Here is a 19,133-nt window from a genome sequence, read left to right as displayed (position 1 = left end):
CTCAGAGCACCTCCAACGACTTGAGGACGGCGTCGGCGACAGCATCGGCCGACATCGGGTTCTGGCCGGTCACGAGGTTGCGGTCGACGACGACGTGGGATGTCCAGGCCGCCGGCGCGTCGTCGAGCACGGCGCCGCAGTTCTTCAGAGCGGTGTCGACCACCCAGGGCATCCCGACCGAACCCGGCCTGGTCTGGTCCTCCTCCTCGTCGGTGAAGCACGTCAGCCGGTATCCCTCGAACAGCCATTGCCCGTCGTCGCGACCGCCCGCCGCCAGCAACGCGGCCGGTCCGTGACAGAGTGCGGCGACGGTGGCGTGTTTCTCCTGGAGGATCCCGAGCAACCGGCCGACATCGGGGTTGTCGGCCAGGTCGACCATCGGGCCGTGGCCACCGGGGACGAACACGGCGTCGAACCCCGCCAGCTCCGCGTCGGTCATCGCGGACAGGTCGGCAGGCGCGCGGAAGTCCGGCAGCTCGGCGAGCGCCGCGGCGATGTCGGCGGCCTCGGCCCGCGCGGCCGCCTCGGTGTCGGCGACCAGCGCGCCGATCCGCTCGGGACCGAGCGGCGCGGCAAGCCCCTCCTCGACGAGCACCGGGCCCAGCCGGCGGTCCCGTTGCCAGGCGATCTTCGCTGCGCGGTTGACCCGGGCGCGTGCCTCGTCGGCGGGGAGCCCGGCCTCGGTGAGGGCGAGGAAGATCCGGCGCGACGCGGCGAGGTCCAGCTCGGTCAGGTGATGCAGAGTGACCCGGATGTCGTCGACGTCGTGGTGGAACGAACGGACGACCGTGCCGAGGAAGTCCTGGTCCTCGTCGACGTAGTGGAAGAACGGCTCGAGCCCATATGGATCGGCGAGTGGCGGTCGACCGTCCGGGGTCGCGACGACGACCTCGACACCCGCGTCGGCGAACCTGCGGTAGGGGGTCAGTGCCTCGTCGGCGAAGTACCCGGTGACGTGCGCCCTGCCGTCGGCAAGAACGATTTCCCGGGCACTGGAAACGAGGAACAACAATCGTGGTGACATGAACCTGCTCCCGAGCCTCATTGGTGGGCAGCGTGTCGGTGACGCGAAACCCTACGGACCGCGCGCCGGGTCCGTTAGTTGCGTTCCTGCGGCGGATCTGCGTGATCCTGCATGCTCGCCGCCGACGACCGACGGACTCGTTGAGCTGTGTCGATCCGGCGACGACCGCGTCGCACGGGCGGGATCCGCCACTGTCCGGCGACACTGCGGAGCGCAATACGACAATAAGCGATCGCTTAGCAGGGGAAGCGGGACAACGAATTCCGGAATCGTCGGTACCGGCGGACACTCGATCCGCGACGAGTTGCGGGCCCGGACGGCGCAGGCCGCTGGCGCAGCGCCCACCGCTGATGGTTTGCTCTGTCCGGAGCAACCCGACGGCGGGAGGCAGGGATGACGACTTTCGAGCTGTCTCCCGAGGAACGGCTCAGCGCGGGAGACCTCATCGCCACGTTCGCCGAGCGGACGTCCGCGATCGGCCCGAACCCGTGCGACTGGCCGGGCCTGACGTTCTACCGGTTCGTCGAGCCCGCGGCTCCCCAGTGGGACGACGTGAGCTCGTTGTCGCTGTGCATCGTCGTGCAGGGCCGCAAGTGCGTCACCGTCGACGGTGCCGCCTACCACTACGACCCGTTCAGCTATCTGATCCTCAACCGCACCATGCGCTTCCAGGCGGAGATTCTCGAGGCGAGCGTCGAGAAGCCCTTCCTGTCGCTGGTCCTGCAGATCGACCCGACCATCGTGCGTCGCATCTCCGCCGACATGCTCGACCGGTCCACCACCGTGTTCCGCGGGGCCGGACCGGAGCGGCCCGAGCCGGCGCGGGTCTCGCCGCTGGACCAGAACCTTCTCGGTGCCGCGCTGCGGTTCGTCAAGGCCGTCGGGCGCGGCTCCGACCGTCGGGTACTCGCCCCGATCTACCTGCAGGAGGTCGTCTACCGGATCCTGCAGGCCGAGCAGTGCGAGCGGCTCATCGCCGCGGCCGCGGCCGAGATCGACCGCAATCCCGTGTCCGACGTCATCAGCTACCTCGACTCCCGGATCGACGAGCCCGTGACGGTCGCCGAGCTCGCCGAGCACGTGTCGATGAGCCCGTCGGCCTTCGCCCACATGTTCCGCGACGTCACGGGCATGTCGCCCTACCAGTTCTTCAAGCGGATGCGGCTCGACCGCGCGCGCGTCCTGCTCGTCGAGGAGCACCTGACCGCCAGCGAGACGTCGCGCCGCGTCGGGTACACGAGCCTGTCCCACTTCATCAACGAGTTCAAACGACACTTCGGGGTCACGCCGCGGGCCTATGCCGAGTCGCAACGCAACAGCGTCGCGTTCAACATCACGCGCTCGACGTCGCCGGAGTGAGGCGACGCCGGCCTACGGCCCGGGCCGCAGCAACCGGCCCAGCGCCTCCCGCGCGGCGGCGTCGCGGGCCGCGATGCGGGTGAGGTCGACGGCAAGCGCCTCCAGCCACAGGTCCACCCCGACGGCCCGGCGGCTGATCACCACCCCCCGCACGACCTGCCGGATCTCGCCCTCCACCGCGCCGCGGGCACCTTCGCGCAGCTCGAGGTCGCGGTCCTGGCCGTGGACCAGCACCGCGACGGGACGTCCTTCGCGCCCGGCCATCCGGTCGGTCAGCCCGCGCCGGTGCTCGACCTCGACCATGCCGGCGGGCAGCGCACCGGCCAGCGCGCCCGCGAGCAACCGCGCGTAGGACGCCACGTCGGCGCGGTCACTGCGCAGCATCGCCGCGAGCAGCTGAACGTCGCCCATCGGGCCGAGCCCGCTCGGTCCCCCGCCCGGTTCCGTCACGGACACAGGTTCTACCGGTCCGTCAGCGGGAGCACGAGTTGCGGGGTGGCGATCGTGTGGTCGGCACGCAGCGGCCGCACGGCGGTGCCGATCGCGAAGAACTCCGTCGTGTGGCCGCCCCAGCGGTGTCCGTGCGAGCGCAGCTGCACCCCGACGATGCCCTCGGCGTGCAGCTGCTCGGCCTCGGCCTGCATGCGGCTCATCGCGAGCTCGCGGGCGTCGTAGAGCGCCTCGGTGAACTGCGGGAGCTCGACGTTCTGCCCGATGTTGCCCATCGCCTGCCAGAACCGCTGGTGGGCGACGTGGTACACGCACGACCCCATCACCATGCCCAGCGGCGCGTACCCGGCCTGCACGAGCGTCCAGAAGTCCTGGCCCGACAGGTCGGAGGTGAACGGCTGGTTCCGGTTGTTCCGCCAGCCGTAGCCGTCCGGCGTCGTGGGCGCGTCGGCCTTCACCGCGGTGCCGACGGCGATGAACTCCGCGAGGTCGGAGCCGAACTCCTTGAACTCGATGTCCAGCCGGACGCCGACGATGCCGTCCGCGCCGAGCTGGTCGGCCTCGGCCTCCATGCGGGTCATCGCCAGCTCCCGGGCGTGGTACATCGCCTGGGAGAGCACCGTCAGCTCCTGGTTCCTGTTCCACCGGCCCATCTGGAAGCCGACGTGGTAGATGCTCGACCCGAGCACCAGCCCCAACGGGCGGAAACCGGCCTCGCGGACCAGCAGGAACTCGTTGACCGAGAGGTCCGAGGTGAACAGGCTCGTCGCCTGCCCGGGGCGCATCTCGGCGAGCCGCCGCATGGCGTCCTCGGGGATGCCCAGCTCGGTCGGGTCGGCGGTCACGCGGTCCTCCAGATCGGTGCTGCGGACCTGCTCGGCGCTGGTCAGCGCAGCGGCAGGTAGGTGAGTGTCCGGGTGGGCGCCGCCGCCCCGGCGTGGAAGCGGCCGAGTGCGGTGCCGAAGACGGTCGCCTCGGCGACGTGGTCGCGATGGTTCTCCGCCGGCTCGACCGACCACACCGACAGCGTCATGTCGTCGAGGACCGCGCCGTCGGCACCGGTGCGGCGGACGGCGTCGCGCAGCAGCCGCCGCGCGTCGGCACGGGTGGTGCCGATCAGGTCGGTGTACCCGCTGACCTCGACGTTCCCCGCACCCCACGACGCCTGGGAGCGGGTGGCCCAGTCGTCGTGACGCAGCGCGACGGAGATGCCGTAGACGATCTGCACGGGCACCCACCCGGCCTGCAGCAGCGCGGTGACGTCCGGGGCCGGCAGTACCGTCGTGAAGATCCGACCGGGGCGGGTGCGGGACCGGGCGCGGACCGCGGTCCCGATCGCCGTGAACTCGTGGGCGGTGCCGAACATCGGCTCCTGTGCGAGCCGCACGCCGACGACCCCGTCCGCGCCGATCGCCGCGGCCTCGGCGACCAGCCGGCCGATCGCCGTGCCGTGGCCGGTGTAGAGCGCCTGCACGTAGGGCGCGAACCCGGAGAAGCGGTTGCCGTCCGACGACGTGATCGTCGTCGGAACCCCGCCCCAGCCGTACCCGCCGCAGCCGCGGTAACCCTGCCAGCCCATGCGCTGCACCATGCTGCCCATGACCTCGCCGACGGGGTCGAACCCGGCGACCTCGAGCGCAGCGGCGGCCGGTGCCGTGAGCAGCGACGTCCACGCCCCGCCTGCCGCGGCGCGGCGCACGCGTTCGGCGGCGACCGGCGGCAGCCCCTGCCCGTCCCACTCGGCCACACGCCCGACAGTAGCCGTGACCGTGTGCCCGATGGGGTGGATCGCCCCACGTCACGGCGCGGTTCGCCCGGCCTCGTCCCCGATGCCCGGAAATCCGCACCGGACCGGCTGCACCGCGGGTCGGACCACGCCGTCGTCCACCGATCGACGGTGCCCGGCGTCGGCCCCCGCACCGGCCGTCCGCCCGACGGTCCGCGACCCCGCCCGGAGAGACGCTTCTCGGGTCAGGGAAACGCCCCCGACGGACACCGGCCCCACACCGAGACCGATGCCCCGACAACACAGACCAAGGAGCCCGCCATGAACATCGTGACCAAGTCCGTCGCCGTCGTCCTGACCGCCGCCGCCCTCGGCGGCCTCGGCGCCGGCGTCGCCTCCGCCGCCACCCCCACCGACACCCCCGCCGCCGTGTCCCAGGCCGCCGTCGGCCAGCAGAAGCTCGGCGACACGCAGTCCGAGTTCCAGTTCGTGAACGGCACCAGCCACTACATCCTGGAGCTCCTCGGCACGTCCGACCCCGACAACACCAACGCGACCTGGGAGGGCCGGCCGCCCGCGGGCGAGCTGCTCAGCCCGGCCGGCGGCAGCGCAAACGTCGACCTGAACACCACCGGCAAGACCGCCGAGCAGGGCACACTGCACTTCTACCTCGTGGACAAGAACACCGGGAAGGTCGGCTACTTCGACGCCACCGTCGCCTGGCTCGACAACGGCAGCAAGCTGGGCGCGCAGATCGTCAAGACCGGACCGAGCACCTGGGTCGGCGCCAACCCGGTCAACCCGCCGTCGGACGTCAAGATCAACCTCGGCCCCAACTACCTGTCCGTCGTCGACGCCTGACCACCACCCACGCACACGACAGGGCCGGACGGATCTCCGTCCGGCCCTTTCGCCGTCGGCTCCGTCGGGCCGGCCGGCACGTCCGCCGATCGGTGGAGCCCGACCTCGACCCCCGCACCGACCACTCGCCCGACGGTCCGCGACCCCGCCCGGAGAGACGCTTCTCGGGTCAGGGAAACGCCCCCGACGGACACCGGCCCCACACCGAGACCGATGCCCCGACAACACAGACCAAGGAGCCCGCCATGAACATCGTGACCAAGTCCGTCGCCGTCGTCCTGACCGCCGCCGCCCTCGGCGGCCTCGGCGCCGGCGTCGCCTCCGCCGCCACCCCCACCGACACCCCCGCCGCCGTGTCCCGGGCCGCCGTCGCCTCGCAGGTCGGGGCCCGGCAGAACGTCACCTACCTCGTGTCCGACGCCAGCACCCACTACCAGCTCGTCCTCACCGGCATCTCCGACCCGACGAACGCCGACAACACCTGGGCCGCCGTGCCGAAGGTCGGTCAGGTCCTGGTCGCCGACGACCTGAACATCCCGTTCGCCCTGAACGTCGCGGGCAAGACGGCCACGCAGGGCACGCTCACGTTCCGCGTCATCGACCAGAACACCGGTGAGCAGGGCGACTTCACCGCGACCCTGGCCTGGTACGACGACGGCACCCCCAACGGCAAGACCGTGATCACCCTCCCGAACGGGCAGTCGTCGATCAACCCGACGCCCGGTTCCACGGTCCTGGAGGCCGCGAACGGACTCGAACTGGTCAACGCGCAGCACTGACGGCAGGACATCCGAGGAGGGCCGGGCGGACCACCGCCCGGCCCTCCCGCGTCCGCGACGTCCGCAGCCGGCCACGGACCCGCGGCACCGGACGAGGAACTCGTGGTCGGCACCGGCGGGATAGCGTGGGCCGCATGGCCTCCGCGTTCCTGGACCTGCACCACGGCGACACCCCGCTGCTGATCCCCAACCCCTGGGACGCCGGATCCGCCCGCCTGCTCGCGTCGCTCGGATTCCAGGCCCTCGCGACGACGAGCAGCGGCTTCGCCGGGACGCTCGGCCGCCGCGACGGACGCGTCACCCGCGACGAGGCGATCGCCCACGCGGCCGCCGTCGTCGCCGCGACGCCGCTGCCCGTCTCCGCCGACCTGGAGAACGGGTTCGGCCACTCCGCCGACGAGGTGGCCGCGACGATCGTGGCCGCCCGCGGCGCGGGACTCGCGGGCGCCTCGATCGAGGACTACACCGGCGACGACGCGGACCCGATCTACGCACGCGATGCCGCGGTCGAGCGGGTCGCGGCCGCGGCCGAGGCGGCCCACCGCGACGGCGCGACGCTCGTGCTCACCGCCCGGTGCGAGAACCTCCTGCACGGCGTCGACGACCTCGCCGACACGATCGCCCGGCTGCAGGCCTACCAGGACGCGGGCGCGGACGTCCTCTACGCGCCGGGCCTGGCCCGGACCGCCGACGTCGAGACCGTGGTGCGCAACGTCGACCGGCCGGTGAACGTCCTGCTGCGCGACGGCGGGCCGTCGGTGGCCGAGCTGGCCGACGCCGGCGTCGCCCGGATCTCGGTCGGCGGCACGTTCTTCTACGCGGCGGCCGGCGCCCTGGTCGCCGCCGGGACCGCGCTGCTCGCGGGCGACACGTCGTTCTTCGCCGGGGCGGACGCCGGCCGGGCCGCCGCCGCCCGGGCGTTCGACTGAGGGGCCGCCCGGCCGCGCTCAGCCGAGCAGCTCGCGCAGCCGCTCCGGGTCGCCGCCCTCGACGTCGAGGATCTTGGTGCGCGAGGTGGCACCGCTGACGAGCCGCACCGCGCCGCGCGGCACCCCGAAGGCGCCGGCGACCGCCCGCAGCGCCGCCGCGGTGGCGGCGCCGTCGACGGCGCGTTCGTTGACCCGCACGACGAGCGCGTCGGCGTACGCCCCGCCGACCGAGGTCCGCGATGCCCCCGGCCGGACGCGGATCGTCAGCCTCAACGTCGTCACGCCCACATTCTGGGCCCGGCGCTCACGAGAGCGCGGGCCGGGCCGCCGCGCGTCGCCGGGCGGCGACCAGCCACTGCGCCACCAGCGCGACGATCCCCAGCGCGACGACGACGATGCCGTAGCCGACGGTCGTCGGCCGCAGCCCGACGGCGGTCGTCGCGAGGCCGGCGGCCACGGCCGGCACGCTGAAGGCCAGGTAGGAGATGGTGTAGGCGACGGCGAAAAGGGCCCCGCGCTCATGCGGGGCGGCGATCCGCGCATAGGTGCCGAAGGTCCCCAGTGCGGCCGCGCCGAAGCCGATGCCCGCGACGACGGTGCCCACCACGCCCAGGACGGCCGGCCCCGCGTCGACGCCGACGACGGCCGACGCCGTCCCGACGGCGAGCAGCAGCGCGGCGACGACGACGAGCCGCTCGACCGGCCAGCTGCGCAGCAGCAGCGACGTCAGTGCCCCCGGCACGCACAGCAGCCCGACGACGAGCCCGCCGACGAGGTGGTTGTGCAGGCCGAGGACGTCGGCGGCCACCGAGGGGCCGAGCGAGAAGAACAGCCCGCCCAGCGACCAGCTGGCCAGCAGGATCGGCACGAGCGCGAGGACCTCGATGCGGATCCGGGCGGGCACGGCGAGCGCCGGGCGCAACGAGCCGACGGCGCCGGACCGCCGGGCCGAGGTCTCCGGCATGGCCGCCACCGCGATGCCGCCGAGCACGAACAGGGCCAGGAACACCGCGTAGACGAGGTGCGTCGGCGCGGGCGCGTACTCGACGAGCGCGCCGGCACCCAGGGCGCCGACGGCGAGACCGCTCACCGGCGCGACGCTGTTGACGACGCCGGCGCGTCCGGGCCGGTGCGCCGGGACGCTGTCGACGAGTGCCGCCGAGAGCGTCGTGATCGCGGCGCCGGTCGCGAGCCCCTGCAGGACCCGCGCCACCAGCAGCATCGGCACGCCGCCCGCGACGAGGAACAGCACGAACGACGTGGCCTCGAGCGCGATGGCCGCGGCGAGCACCGGACGGCGGCCGACGTGGTCGGAGAGCCCGCCGACGACCAGCAACGATGCGAGCAGCCCCGCGACGTAGACGGCGAACACGACGGTGAGCGTCGTCGCCGAGAAGCCCCAGTTCTTCTGGTAGACGACGTAGAGGGGGGTGGGCGCGCCTGCGGCCGCCATGAACAGGACCACGAGCGCGGCCACGACCGCGAACGTCCCGGCCTGCGACAGCCGAGCCGTCGTCGCCGGCGGCCCGACGGAAACGTCGATGGAGGACATCGTTCTCCCGGTTGCAAAGTTCGTTGCGTTAGGACGGTAACCCGAACGCAACGATCGCTGCAATAATGCCCTCGTGAGCGAGACCAGGACGGGGACCACACCGCACGCCCGTGCCACCGACGACCCCGACGCCGGGACGGTCCCGCGGCCGCGGCCCGGCGGGCGGTCGGCCCGGGTCCGCGCCGCCGTGCACCGCGCCGTCGCGGAGCTGCTGACGGAAGGCCCGGCCGAGCACCTCACGATGCCCGCGATCGCCGCGCGTGCAGGCGTCCACCCGACGACGGTCTACCGGCGCTGGGGGACCCTCGGCGAGCTGCTCGCCGCCGTCGCGGCGAGCCGCTTCAGCGGCGACCTCGTCGTGCCGGACACCGGGTCGCTGCGCGGCGACCTGGAGCAGTGGACGGCCGACCTCGCGACCGACCTGACCGACCCCGACTCGATCGCGATCATCCGGGCGGCGCTGAGCAGCGGCACCGAGGGCGGGTGCGCGTGCACGACCGAGCGCCAGGAGCAGCTCGCCTCGATGCTCGACCGCGAACGCTCGCGGGGTGGCGCGGCGCCGACGGTCGAGCGGGCGCTCGACGCCCTGCTCGCGCCGGTCTACTACCGGGCGCTGTTCACGCCCGCGCCCGGCACCCCGGACTGGGCCCGCAGCCTCGTCGACACGCTGCTGCCCCGGCCGGCCTGACCGCGCCGTCCCGCGAGAGCGAGACCACAGCCGCTTTTCTGGACTGGTTCCAATAAACGGCTAAACTGGAACCTGTCCAGAAAAGAACTGACGCGTCGAGGAGGATCTCGTGGACGTCGAACGGATCGGAACCGACCTGCAGGACACGCTGGTGGAGCTCACCGACCTGTCGCTGCAGGCCAAGCAGCTGCACTGGAACGTCACCGGCCGGCATTTCCTGCCCCTGCACGAGCAGCTCGACGGGCTGACCGACGAGGTGCGTGCCGCGGCCGACGCCGTCGCCGAGCGTGCCGTCGCACTGGGCTACGCGCCCGACGGACGGGTGGGGACCGTCGCCAAGGAGAGCCCGCTGGCCGACGTCGTCGGCGGCCGCGTCGCCGACACCGAGGTCGTCGCGCACGTCGTGGCGGTGCTCGGGACCGTCGTCGAGCGCATGCGCCGGCGCATCGACACGCTCGACGAGCTCGACCCGGTCACCCAGGACCTGCTCATCGGCATCGTCGCGGGACTGGAGAAGCAGCGGTGGATGTTCGACGCGCAGCAGGCCTGAGCAGGAGACTCCGCGACGGCGGACTGCGGGCCACCGGCCCGCGCACCGAGGTCCTGGGCGCGCTCGAGGACCTCGGTGGCCACCGCACCGCCGACGAGGTGTACGACCTGCTCTCCACCCGGGGCCGGCGGATCCCGCGGTCGAGCGTCTACAACGTCCTGGCCTCGCTGGTCGGGGCGGGACTGGCGCTCACCGCGGACGCCGGCCCCGGCGCCGTTCTCTACGAGGTCGCGGGCGAGTGGCACCACCACTTCGTGTGCAAGGTCTGCCACCGCGTGACCGACGTGCCGTGCGCCGCCGGGAAACCGTGCCTCACCCCCTCCGGCGACATCGGCGTCGTCGACGAGGCCCAGGTCATCTTTCGCGGGACCTGCGCCGACTGCCTGACCCACTCCTGAGGTCACGACTCGGTCACCGTCTCAGTTCGAGACATCCGGCAGCCTTCGGAGCGGTCACCATTCGACCGGTCGGACCTGTACTCCCGACCCATCCGCCCGACCAGGAGGTACCGCGACCAGGGTGTCCCCACCGTGGCTCGCTGCCAGGTTCGTCCAGTCTGCAGTACCGAACTCAACGAGGAGCTTGGTCATGACAGTCGAGAACGAGGCGCAGGCCGCCGCCGTCGAAGCACCCGCGGCCGCACCGCCGGCCGGCAACCCGTCCCTGCTCGCCCTGCCGACCTTCCTGGTCGGCTCGATCACCCTCGGACTCTGGCTCGTCGGCTACCTGCCGACGGCCCTGCCGGGCGGCCTCATCGCGGCCGTCTTCTTCGCATCCGGGATCGGGGTGCTGGCCTCGGGTCTGTGGGCCGCCCGGATCGGTCAGAGCGCCGTCGCCGGCATCTTCGGGATGTTCGGCGTCTTCTGGATGAGCTTCGGCTTCCTGGTGATGGGCCTGGTCAACGGCTGGTTCGGGGTCTCCTCCGACGCCACGGCCGCCGCGACCCAGGTCCAGGCCGTCCAGGCCACGTTCCTGATCTCGTGGCTGGTGGTGCTCGTCGTCGTCACGCTCGCGACGATGCGTCTGCCGCTCGCCTTCACCCTGCTGTTCGTCGTCGTCGACATCGCGGTCGCGCTCGTGCTCGCCGGCGTGCTCGGCGGCTCCACCGCGATGCTCACCGGCGGCGGCATCGCCGTGTTCGTCTTCTGCCTGATCGGCGTCTACATCTTCTACGACGCCATGAACCAGGAACTGGGCGGACGCGCGCTCCCCATGGGCGCGCCCGTCGTCAAGTAACACCCCCGTGCCCGGGTGCGGGTCCCGTGATCCGGGGCCCGCACCCGTGACCACCGTCCTCGGAGGGCGGGCCGGGCTCAGCCGAGCCGGGTCTCCACCCACGCCGCCGTCGCCAGCAGGTCGTCCTCCCGCCGAGGATGCCCGACGAGCTGGACACCCAGCGGCAACCCGCCCGTCGTCGCGAGCCCCGGCACAGCGACGGCGGGCATGTTCATGAGCTGGAACGGCCGTGACATCGCGGGGTTCCCGGTCGCGCCGAGGCCCACCGGGGCCGGTCCTGGCGCAGCCGGCAGCAGGATCGCGTCGGCGTCGCCGAGCAGCCCCAGCAGCAGGTCGCGCTGCGCGGCCGCCCGGGCGAGCGCGGCGTCGTGCGCGGCGCCGCCGACCGTCGTTCCCTTCTCCAGCATCGTGCGCAGGATGTCGCTCAGCTCGTCGGGATGCGCGGTGAGGTCCTCGCGCATCGAGATGGCCGCCTCGTGCTCCATGACCGTCAGGTGGTCGTCGATGAGCGGGGAGAGCGGCGTCGTGAGCTCGGTGAGGCGCGCACCCGCGGCCGTCAGCGCGGTCGCGGCCGACTCCAGCGCCGCCGCCATCTCCGGCTCGACCGGACCCAGCTCGTCGCCGCGCAGGAGCAGCAGCGTCGGGGCGTCGGTCCGGGCGACGGGGACGTCGGCCCGCCCGTCGACCGCCGTCCGCACGAGCGCGAGGTCGGCGACGGCCGGTGCGAAGAAACCGACGGTGTCCAGCGACGGGCACATGGGGTGCACGCCCGCGTAGGACAGCGCCCCGACCGGGGGCACGTACGACGCGACGCCGCAGAACGCGGCGGGCCGGATCACCGACCCCGCCGTCTGCGTGCCCAGCGCGAGCGGGACGACGCCCGCCGCGACGGCCGCCGCCGACCCGCTCGACGAGCCGCCCGGCGTGCGCGAGAGGTCGCGCGGGTTGCGCGTCGGTCCGGGCTCGAAGTAGGCGAACTCCGTCGTCACGGTCTTGCCGAGGACGACGGCACCGGCCGCCCGCAGCCGCTGCACGACCCAGGCGTCGGCCGCCGCGACCGCACCTGCGCGCAGCGGCGAGCCGCACTCCGTCGGCAGGCCCGCGACGTCGATGATGTCCTTCACCCCGAACGGCACCCCGTGCAGCGGGCCCCGGTGCGGTCCGGCGTCGAGGGCCCGGGCCTGCTCGCGAGCGGTGTCGGCGGCGACCGTCACCCACGCGTGGACGTCCGGTTCGGTGGCGGCGAGCCGTTCGAGTGCCTCCTCGACCAGCCGGGTCGCGGTCGTCGATCCGCTTGCGAGGTCACGGGCCGTCTGGGTCAGCGAGGCGGTCACGGCTGCCGACCCTACGCCCGCGCGCGTGCGGGTCCGTTGCGCACGGGCCCGCACGCGCCGACCGCCCGGCGCCGGTCTCGCCTCAGTGCGACATTCACCCCCCGGGCGGCCACCTGGCGGGGGGATGGGCCGTGGCACGGCGCACGGCACGCTCGGAACGCGGACCCGGCCGGGGCGCGGGTGCCCCCGGCCGGGCCCTGACGTCCTGTTCGCCCGGCTGCGGGGAGAAACGCCATGCTCGCCGACCGCACTACGCTCGCCCGGTTCCTCGACGCCGAGCGGCGCCGACACCCCGGCGCCGTCGGTGACCTCAACTCGCTGATCCTCGATGTCGCGATCGCCTGCAAGGCCATCGCGGGCCGGGTGGCGCACGGCGCGCTGGAGGGCGTGCTCGGCGCCGAGGGCACCCTGAACGTCCAGGGCGAGACGCAGCAGAAGCTCGACGTGCTGGCCAACGACATCTTCCTGCGCGCCACCGAGTGGGGCGGCCAGGTCGCCGGCATGGCCTCCGAGGAGCTCGACGACCCCTACGGGATCCCCGCGGAGTACCCGCGGGGCAAGTACCTGCTGGTCTTCGACCCGTTGGACGGCTCGTCGAACATCGACGTCAACGTCTCGGTCGGGAGCATCTTCTCGATCCTGCGGGCGCCCGAGGGCACGGGCGAGACGCCCGGACCGGAGGCGTTCCTGCAGCCGGGCAGCACGCAGGTCGCGGCGGGCTACGCCATCTACGGCCCGTCGACGATGCTCGTGCTGACGACCGGCCGCGGCACGCACGGGTTCACCCTCGACCCCCGGCTCGGCGAGTTCATCCTCACCCGCGAGGCCATCCGCATCCCGGAGACGACGCAGGAGTTCGCGATCAACGCGTCGAACCGGCGGTTCTGGGAGCCCGCGGTGCGCCGCTACGTCGACGAGTGCCTGGCGGGCAGGTCCGGGCCCCGCGGCAAGGACTTCAACATGCGGTGGGTGGCCTCGCTGGTGGCCGAGACGCACCGGATCCTCACCCGCGGCGGCGTCTTCCTCTACCCGCGCGACGCCAAGGACCCGGCCAGGCCCGGCCGGCTGCGGCTGCTCTACGAGGCCAACCCCGTCGCGTTCGTCGTCGAGCAGGCGGGCGGCGCGGCCCACACGGGCCGCGAACGCATCCTCGACGTCAGCCCGACCGCCCTGCACCAGCGCATCCCGCTCGTCTTCGGCGCCGTCGAGGAGGTCGAGCGCATCGCGAAGTACCACGTCGAGAACGTCGACAGCGGGGTCGACACCCCGCTGTACGGCACGCGCGGGCTGTTCCGCGCCGCGAACTGAGACGGAGACGGGCATGTCGACCAAGCATCCGATCATCGCGGTCACCGGTGCCTCGGGCGCCGGCACGACCTCGGTCATGCGGGCCTTCCAGCAGATCTTCCGGCGGGAGCACATCAACGCGGCCGCGGTCGAGGGCGACAGCTTCCACCGGTTCGACCGGGCGGAGATGAAGGTCCGCATGGCGGACGCGCACGCCCGCGGCGACCACAGCTTCAGCCACTTCGGCCCCGAGTCGAACCTCTTCGAGGAGCTGGAGGAGCTGTTCCGCACCTACGGCGAGACCGGGCGCGGAAAGGTCCGCAAGTACCTGCACGACGAGGAGGAGGCGGCGCCGTTCGACCAGCCGCCGGGCACCTTCACGCCGTGGACGGACCTGCCCGGCGACTCCGACCTGCTCTTCTACGAGGGACTGCACGGCGCGGTCGTCACCGACAAGGTCGACGTCGCACAGCACCCGGACCTGCTGATCGGCGTCGTGCCGGTGATCAACCTCGAGTGGATCCAGAAGCTGCACCGGGACAAGACCCAGCGTGGCTACTCCACCGAGGCCGTCACCGACACGATCCTGCGCCGGATGCCGGACTACGTGAACCACATCTGCCCGCAGTTCTCGCGCACGCACGTGAACTTCCAGCGGGTCCCCATGGTCGACACGTCGAACCCGTTCATCGCCCGCACGATCCCGACGGCAGACGAGTCGATGCTGATCATCCGCTTCGCCGACCCGCGCGGGATCGACTTCTCCTACCTGCTGTCGATGCTGCACGACTCGTTCATGTCCCGGGCGAACACGATCGTCTGCCCCGGGGGGAAGTTCGACCTCGCCATGCAGCTGATCTTCACCCCGATGGTCTGGCGGCTCATGGAGCGCCGCACCCAACTCGCGAGCTGACCCGACACTCCTGCGCGCGTCGTCACGTCACGATCGCCCCGCCCGGCTCCCGGGCGGGGCGGTCGGCGTCTGCGGCCCCTGTGCCGGTGACCCGGGATCCCGACCCCGGACTTTTTGCGTCCATTATTGTTAACAATCTTGTCAACCCGCTATGCTTCCCCGCGCGGTTCCGGGGACCACGCGCCGTCACCCCCTCTGGCGGCACGCCGGCACCGCTGCAGTATTCCCCGGCACGGGCACGTCGGGCGCCTCCGCACGCCGTGAATCTGCCTCTGTCGTGACCCCGACGCGCCGTCCGCGGCCGCCGGGGTCTGTCCAGCACACCGCCGTATGGGCAGTTTCGAGAGAGGTGGATCGAGCCATGCGAACAGGCTCCGAACGGGGCTCCCGACACAAGCGGATAGCCGCGGCGATCGCGGCACTGGCCGCGATCGTGCTCGTCGGGACGGCCTGCGGGTCCAACGGGGGCGCCACGTCGGCGGCCGCCAACCCGGACCATCTGGACTCGTCGAAACCGTTCGGCGGGGACCCGGCCGAGGAGGGCACCCCCAAGCCCGGCGGCACGCTGATCGTCGGCATGTACACCGAGGCCCGGTCGTTCGACCCCGTGATCGGCTCGAACCTGATGGCGTCGGCGGTCTACGACTCGCTGCTGAAGATGGACAGCAAGGGCAACCCCCAGCCCTACCTCGCGCAGTCGATGGACACCCCCGACGGGGGCAAGACCTGGGTCATGAAGCTCCGGCCCGGCGTCACCTTCCAGGACGGCACGCCGTTCAACGCCGACGCCGTGATCTTCAACGTCAAGCGGCAGATGGACACCCCGGCCGCGCTCGGCAAGCTCTACACCGAGCCGATCCAGACGATGACCGCGACCGACCCGCTGACGATCACCTTCGTGCTGAAGCGGCCGACGGCGACGTTCCCGACGTCGTTCGCGCTGCCCTTCAGCTCCGGCAACCTCGGCAGCATCGCCTCGCCGACGGCCGTGCAGAAGGAGGGCGCCGACTACGGCCGCAACCCCGTCGGCGCCGGTCCGTTCCAGTTCGTCGACTGGATCCCGAACAACAAGATCGACGTCAAGAAGTTCGACAACTACTGGGACAAGGGCAAGCCCTACCTCGACGCCATCCAGTTCCGGCCCATCTCCGACACGGACGCGCGCTACGCGTCGGTCCAGAACGGTGACGTCGACCTCGACATCGGCGGCTTCTTCAGCGAGCTGCGCCAGGCGTCGATGAACAAGGACCTGGTGACCTACTACGGCCCGGGCGGCGACGGCCAGTACCTCTACTACAACCTGACCAAGAAGCCCTTCGACGACAAGAGCGTGCGCCAGGCGCTGGTCATGGCGATCGACCCGAAGGCGCTCAACGCGACGCAGTACAACAACGTCGGCCTGCTGACGACCACCCCGTTCGCCCCGGACTCGCAGTACTTCAGCCAGGCCGCCGCGGACGCCTACCCGAAGTACGACCCGGCGAAGGCGAAGCAGCTGATCGACGCCTACAAGGCCGGCGGCGGGAATCCCGACTTCACCTACAACACGGGCAACTCCCCCGACGACCACCAGCTCGGCCAGTTCCTGCAGGCGCAGTGGGCGGCCATCGGCGTGAACGTCAAGCTGCAGTTCGACGACATCTCGACGTTCATCGGCCCGATCATCCAAGGCACCCAGTTCGGCACGGCGACCTGGATCAGCGGGCCCTACGAGAACCCGTTCCCGTTCATGACCAACCAGTTCCACACGGGCGGCATCAACAACTACGGGAAGTACTCGAACCCGCAGGTCGACGCGGCCCTCGACGAGGCGGCCGCCTCGACCGACCCGGCCACCCAGATCGCCGCGTACAAGAAGGCGCAGGAGCTGATCACCCAGGACCTGCCGGTGGTCTGGCTGTCCCAGGCGGCCAAGGCCGCCATCGCGCGCCCGAACGTCAAGGGCGTGTCGCGGTACCTGTCCAGTGAGCTGTTCTGGGGCGGTACCTGGAAGTCCTAGTCCCCGTGAGTCGTAGTCCCCGTGAGATGGGCGGGCCGCCGCACCCGGCGGCCCGCCCATCGCGCTTCCCCCCGGGGGCTACGGGAGCGGCGCGAACCGCGGGGCCCGCTTCTCGAGGTGGGCGGCCACCCCCTCCTTCACGTCGGTGCGCCGGAAGGCCTCCCGCATCAGCACGTCGGAGCGGTCGAGCGACACGTCGAACGGCTCGTCGAGGGCCGCCCGCACCTGGTCCTTCATGATCGCCATCGAGGTGGGCGAGCAGTTCTCGGCCAGGTCGGCGGCGTAGGCGAGGGCGGCGTCGACCAGCGTCGCGGGCGTCGCCAGGTGGTCGACGAGGCCGATCCGGGCCGCCTCCTCGCCGCGCACCACGCGACCGGACAGCAACAGGTCCAGTGCACGGCTGGTGCCGACGAGCCTCGGCAGCACCCAGGCGACCCCGTACTCCGCGATGAGCCCGCGCCGCGCGAACGCGGTGGTCAGCTTCGCCTCCGGCACGCAGAACCGGACGTCGGCCGACAGTGCGACCACGAGCCCGAGCCCGGCGGCCGCGCCGTTGATCGCCGCGATCAACGGCGTGCGCAGTGTCGGCAGCACCAGGCGGCGCCCGTCGAGGTCCGCCGGGTCCAGCGTGTCGACGCCCCTCAGCTCGTCGAGGTCCGCGCCGGCGCAGAAGCCGCGCCCGGCGCCGGTGAGGACGATCGCGCGCACATCCGGGTCCGCCTCGGCGCCGGCCAGCAGCTCCAGATACCGCCTCTCGAGCTCGGCGTTCCAGGCGTTGAGCCGCGAGGGCCGGTTGAGGGTCAGCAGCAGCACGCCGCCGTGGCGCTGCGCCAGGACCGTGTCGGAGGCCGTCATCGCACGCCTGCCGCGTCCGGTGCGGCGTTCTGCCGCTCGGTCGCGAGCAGCGTCGCGATGCGCTCCCGCAGCACGAACTTCTGGACCTTTCCGGCGAGGTTCTTGGGCAACTGCGCGACCTGCTCGAGCCGCTCGGGCACCTTCTGGACGGCGAAGCCGTGCTCGAGGAGGTACTCGGTGAGCTCGGGCAGCGTCGGCGGTTCGTCGCCCGCGGGGACGACGAAGGCGCACGCCCGCTCGATCATGACCGGGTCCGGCATGGCCACGATCGCGACCTCGGCGATCTTCGGGTGCGCGTAGAGCTGGTCCTCCACCTCCTTGACGCTGATGTTCTCGCCGCCGCGCAGGACGATGTCCTTCTTGCGGCCCTCTATGGTCAGCTGCCCGGCGGCGTCGATGCGGGCCAGGTCGCCGGTGGCGAACCAGCCGTCGGCGTCGAAGACCGCCTCCCCCGCCGGCGGTACCAGGTAGCCGGTGAACCGCTCGGGTCCGCGCACGAGCAGCTCGCCGCGCTCCCCCGGCGGCAGCTCGGCCCCGTGGTCGTCGACGATCCTCAGTTCGGTGCCCTCCACGGGCCGGCCGTCGGTCTCGGCGCGCCGGTCGAGCGGGTCGTCGGTCCAGCCCTGCGTCGCGGTGGGGTACTCGGTCGATCCGTAGCCGCGCGCGACGGTCGCGCCGAGACGGGCCTCGGCCTCGCGCACCAGGCCGGGTGGCACGTCCCCGCCGCCGATGTTGACCCACCGCAGCGACGAGACGTCGCGCCGGTGGAGCTCCGCGCTGTGCGTCAGGCCGTGGACGAACGGCGTTGCCGCCGTCGTGAAGGTGCAGCGGTGCCGCTCGATCAGCCGCAATGCCTCCGTCGACTCCCAGACGTCCTGCAGGACGACCGGGCAGCCGAGCATCGCCGGCAGCTGCACCCCGTAGAGCAGGCCCGTGACATGGGTGAGCGGCGACGGCATGAAGATCCGGTCCGCCGCGGTCAGGCCCCAGCTCGCGATGCACCCGCGGTTCTCCCGCACCAGCGTCGCGTGCGGATGGACGACGCCCTTGGGGTCCGACGTGGTGCCCGAGGTGTACATCAGGACGGCCGGGTCGGTTGCCGCCCGCTCGACCTCGGGCGCACCGGCGGGGCGCAGCAGGTCCTCGAACGCGGGACCGGTCCCGGCCGTGCCCCGCACGACGACGGTGTGCGCCAGCGCGGGCAGCGTGGGCGCCAGCTCGGCCACCATCTGCTGGTGGTCGAAGCCGCGGAACTCCCCCGGGTGCACGAAGACCTTGGTCTCCGCCTGACGGAGCACGAACTCGACCTCACGCCGCCGGTGGATCGGGACGACGGGGTTGCTGACCGCTCCCAGCCGCAGGATCGCGTGGTGCAGGGGCACGGCCTCCCACCAGTTCGGCAGCTGCCAGGAGACGACGTCGCCCCTGCCGACGCCCATCCCGTGCAGCGCCGCGGCGACGGCACGCACCTGCTGCTCGAGCTCCCCGTAGGTGACGGTGCGGGGGCCGTCCACGACGGCGGGCAGGGCGGCCGTCGCCCGGGTCCGCCGCCCGCACGGCGACGAACCCGTCGATCAGCTCGTCGGTCCAC

General features: G+C 72.3%; 20 protein-coding genes. 11 read left to right on the top strand and 9 right to left on the bottom strand.

Annotation, left to right across the window (positions count from 1 at the left end):
- Position 1: 1 nt before the first annotated feature.
- Positions 2 to 1,024 carry a DJ-1/PfpI family protein gene (locus tag PSD17_RS25615; protein ID WP_339124900.1) on the bottom strand — a complete coding sequence of 341 codons (1,023 nt, stop codon included), beginning with the start codon at positions 1,022 to 1,024 and terminating at the stop codon, positions 2 to 4.
- 393 nt (positions 1,025 to 1,417) lie between these two features.
- Here PSD17_RS25615 and PSD17_RS25610 point away from each other — a divergent pair, with 393 nt between their 5' ends.
- Entirely contained in the window at positions 1,418 to 2,383 is a 966-nt protein-coding gene (locus PSD17_RS25610; RefSeq protein ID WP_103382416.1) for an AraC family transcriptional regulator, read from the top strand.
- A gap of 12 nt (positions 2,384 to 2,395) precedes the next feature.
- Here the strand turns inward: PSD17_RS25610 and PSD17_RS25605 are convergent, their stop codons facing one another.
- From PSD17_RS25605 to PSD17_RS25595, 3 genes are read right to left on the bottom strand one after another with little or no spacing between them, the layout of a single operon-like run.
- On the bottom strand, positions 2,396 to 2,833 hold the full coding sequence (locus tag PSD17_RS25605; RefSeq protein ID WP_339124898.1) for a hypothetical protein: 438 nt from the start codon (positions 2,831 to 2,833) through the stop codon (positions 2,396 to 2,398).
- Between the two features lie 11 nt (positions 2,834 to 2,844).
- A complete protein-coding gene (locus PSD17_RS25600; RefSeq protein WP_013673604.1) occupies positions 2,845 to 3,678 on the bottom strand; it encodes a heavy metal-binding domain-containing protein in 834 nt (277 codons plus the stop codon).
- 41 nt (positions 3,679 to 3,719) lie between these two features.
- Entirely contained in the window at positions 3,720 to 4,580 is an 861-nt protein-coding gene (locus tag PSD17_RS25595; RefSeq protein WP_339124896.1) for a heavy metal-binding domain-containing protein, read from the bottom strand.
- A gap of 300 nt (positions 4,581 to 4,880) precedes the next feature.
- Between PSD17_RS25595 and PSD17_RS25590 the strand changes: the two genes are divergently transcribed.
- From PSD17_RS25590 to PSD17_RS25580, 3 genes are all read left to right on the top strand, one after another.
- A complete protein-coding gene (locus tag PSD17_RS25590) occupies positions 4,881 to 5,420 on the top strand; it encodes a hypothetical protein (protein WP_132975286.1) in 540 nt (179 codons plus the stop codon).
- 245 nt (positions 5,421 to 5,665) lie between these two features.
- Positions 5,666 to 6,199 (top strand): hypothetical protein, encoded by a 534-nt coding sequence (locus tag PSD17_RS25585; protein ID WP_339124894.1) that lies wholly within the window; start codon positions 5,666 to 5,668, stop codon positions 6,197 to 6,199.
- 134 nt (positions 6,200 to 6,333) lie between these two features.
- Positions 6,334 to 7,128, top strand: a complete 795-nt coding sequence (locus tag PSD17_RS25580; RefSeq protein ID WP_339124893.1) for an isocitrate lyase/PEP mutase family protein — start codon at positions 6,334 to 6,336, stop codon at positions 7,126 to 7,128.
- 18 nt (positions 7,129 to 7,146) lie between these two features.
- Here the strand turns inward: PSD17_RS25580 and PSD17_RS25575 are convergent, their stop codons facing one another.
- Together PSD17_RS25575 and PSD17_RS25570 are read right to left on the bottom strand one after the other, a co-directional pair.
- On the bottom strand, positions 7,147 to 7,410 hold the full coding sequence (locus PSD17_RS25575; protein WP_233899338.1) for a DUF167 domain-containing protein: 264 nt from the start codon (positions 7,408 to 7,410) through the stop codon (positions 7,147 to 7,149).
- A gap of 22 nt (positions 7,411 to 7,432) precedes the next feature.
- Complete coding sequence (locus PSD17_RS25570; RefSeq protein ID WP_339124892.1) at positions 7,433 to 8,680, bottom strand: MFS transporter; 1,248 nt, start codon at positions 8,678 to 8,680, stop codon at positions 7,433 to 7,435.
- Between the two features lie 73 nt (positions 8,681 to 8,753).
- On the opposite strand from PSD17_RS25570, the gene PSD17_RS25565 reads away from it, so the two are divergent.
- From PSD17_RS25565 to PSD17_RS25550, 4 genes are all read left to right on the top strand, one after another.
- On the top strand, positions 8,754 to 9,368 hold the full coding sequence (locus PSD17_RS25565) for a TetR/AcrR family transcriptional regulator (protein WP_013673597.1): 615 nt from the start codon (positions 8,754 to 8,756) through the stop codon (positions 9,366 to 9,368).
- A gap of 109 nt (positions 9,369 to 9,477) precedes the next feature.
- Positions 9,478 to 9,918 (top strand): Dps family protein, encoded by a 441-nt coding sequence (locus PSD17_RS25560; protein WP_013673596.1) that lies wholly within the window; start codon positions 9,478 to 9,480, stop codon positions 9,916 to 9,918.
- Positions 9,891 to 10,316, top strand: a complete 426-nt coding sequence (locus PSD17_RS25555) for a Fur family transcriptional regulator (RefSeq protein ID WP_013673595.1) — start codon at positions 9,891 to 9,893, stop codon at positions 10,314 to 10,316. Before PSD17_RS25560 ends, PSD17_RS25555 begins: the two co-directional genes overlap by 28 nt.
- A gap of 190 nt (positions 10,317 to 10,506) precedes the next feature.
- On the top strand, positions 10,507 to 11,154 hold the full coding sequence (locus tag PSD17_RS25550; protein WP_013673594.1) for an acetate uptake transporter family protein: 648 nt from the start codon (positions 10,507 to 10,509) through the stop codon (positions 11,152 to 11,154).
- Between the two features lie 77 nt (positions 11,155 to 11,231).
- Here the strand turns inward: PSD17_RS25550 and PSD17_RS25545 are convergent, their stop codons facing one another.
- A complete protein-coding gene (locus PSD17_RS25545; RefSeq protein WP_339124891.1) occupies positions 11,232 to 12,488 on the bottom strand; it encodes an amidase in 1,257 nt (418 codons plus the stop codon).
- Between the two features lie 234 nt (positions 12,489 to 12,722).
- Here PSD17_RS25545 and PSD17_RS25540 point away from each other — a divergent pair, with 234 nt between their 5' ends.
- From PSD17_RS25540 to PSD17_RS25530, 3 genes are all read left to right on the top strand, one after another.
- Entirely contained in the window at positions 12,723 to 13,796 is a 1,074-nt protein-coding gene (locus PSD17_RS25540) for a class 1 fructose-bisphosphatase (protein ID WP_339124890.1), read from the top strand.
- Positions 13,797 to 13,809: 13 nt separating this feature from the next.
- Positions 13,810 to 14,688 (top strand): phosphoribulokinase, encoded by an 879-nt coding sequence (locus PSD17_RS25535; protein WP_103382920.1) that lies wholly within the window; start codon positions 13,810 to 13,812, stop codon positions 14,686 to 14,688.
- A 361-nt stretch (positions 14,689 to 15,049) separates the two neighbouring features.
- On the top strand, positions 15,050 to 16,687 hold the full coding sequence (locus PSD17_RS25530) for an ABC transporter substrate-binding protein (protein ID WP_339124888.1): 1,638 nt from the start codon (positions 15,050 to 15,052) through the stop codon (positions 16,685 to 16,687).
- A 78-nt stretch (positions 16,688 to 16,765) separates the two neighbouring features.
- Here PSD17_RS25530 and PSD17_RS25525 read toward each other — a convergent pair whose 3' ends face one another.
- The gene (locus PSD17_RS25525; protein ID WP_339124887.1) at positions 16,766 to 17,542 is read right to left on the bottom strand and encodes an enoyl-CoA hydratase-related protein; all 777 of its coding nucleotides are present in this window, start codon (positions 17,540 to 17,542) and stop codon (positions 16,766 to 16,768) included.
- Positions 17,539 to 19,056: an AMP-binding protein gene (locus PSD17_RS25520; RefSeq protein ID WP_339124885.1), complete on the bottom strand. Its 1,518-nt coding sequence runs from the start codon at positions 19,054 to 19,056 to the stop codon at positions 17,539 to 17,541. Before PSD17_RS25520 ends, PSD17_RS25525 begins: the two co-directional genes overlap by 4 nt.
- Positions 19,057 to 19,133 lie beyond the last annotated feature (77 nt).

The sequence above is a fragment of the Pseudonocardia sp. D17 genome, from assembly GCF_036984265.1.
GTDB classification, from domain to species: domain Bacteria; phylum Actinomycetota; class Actinomycetes; order Mycobacteriales; family Pseudonocardiaceae; genus Pseudonocardia; species Pseudonocardia benzenivorans.
Note: the sequence above shows the minus strand (reverse complement) of the source record. Positions and strands in the feature narration are given on the sequence as shown.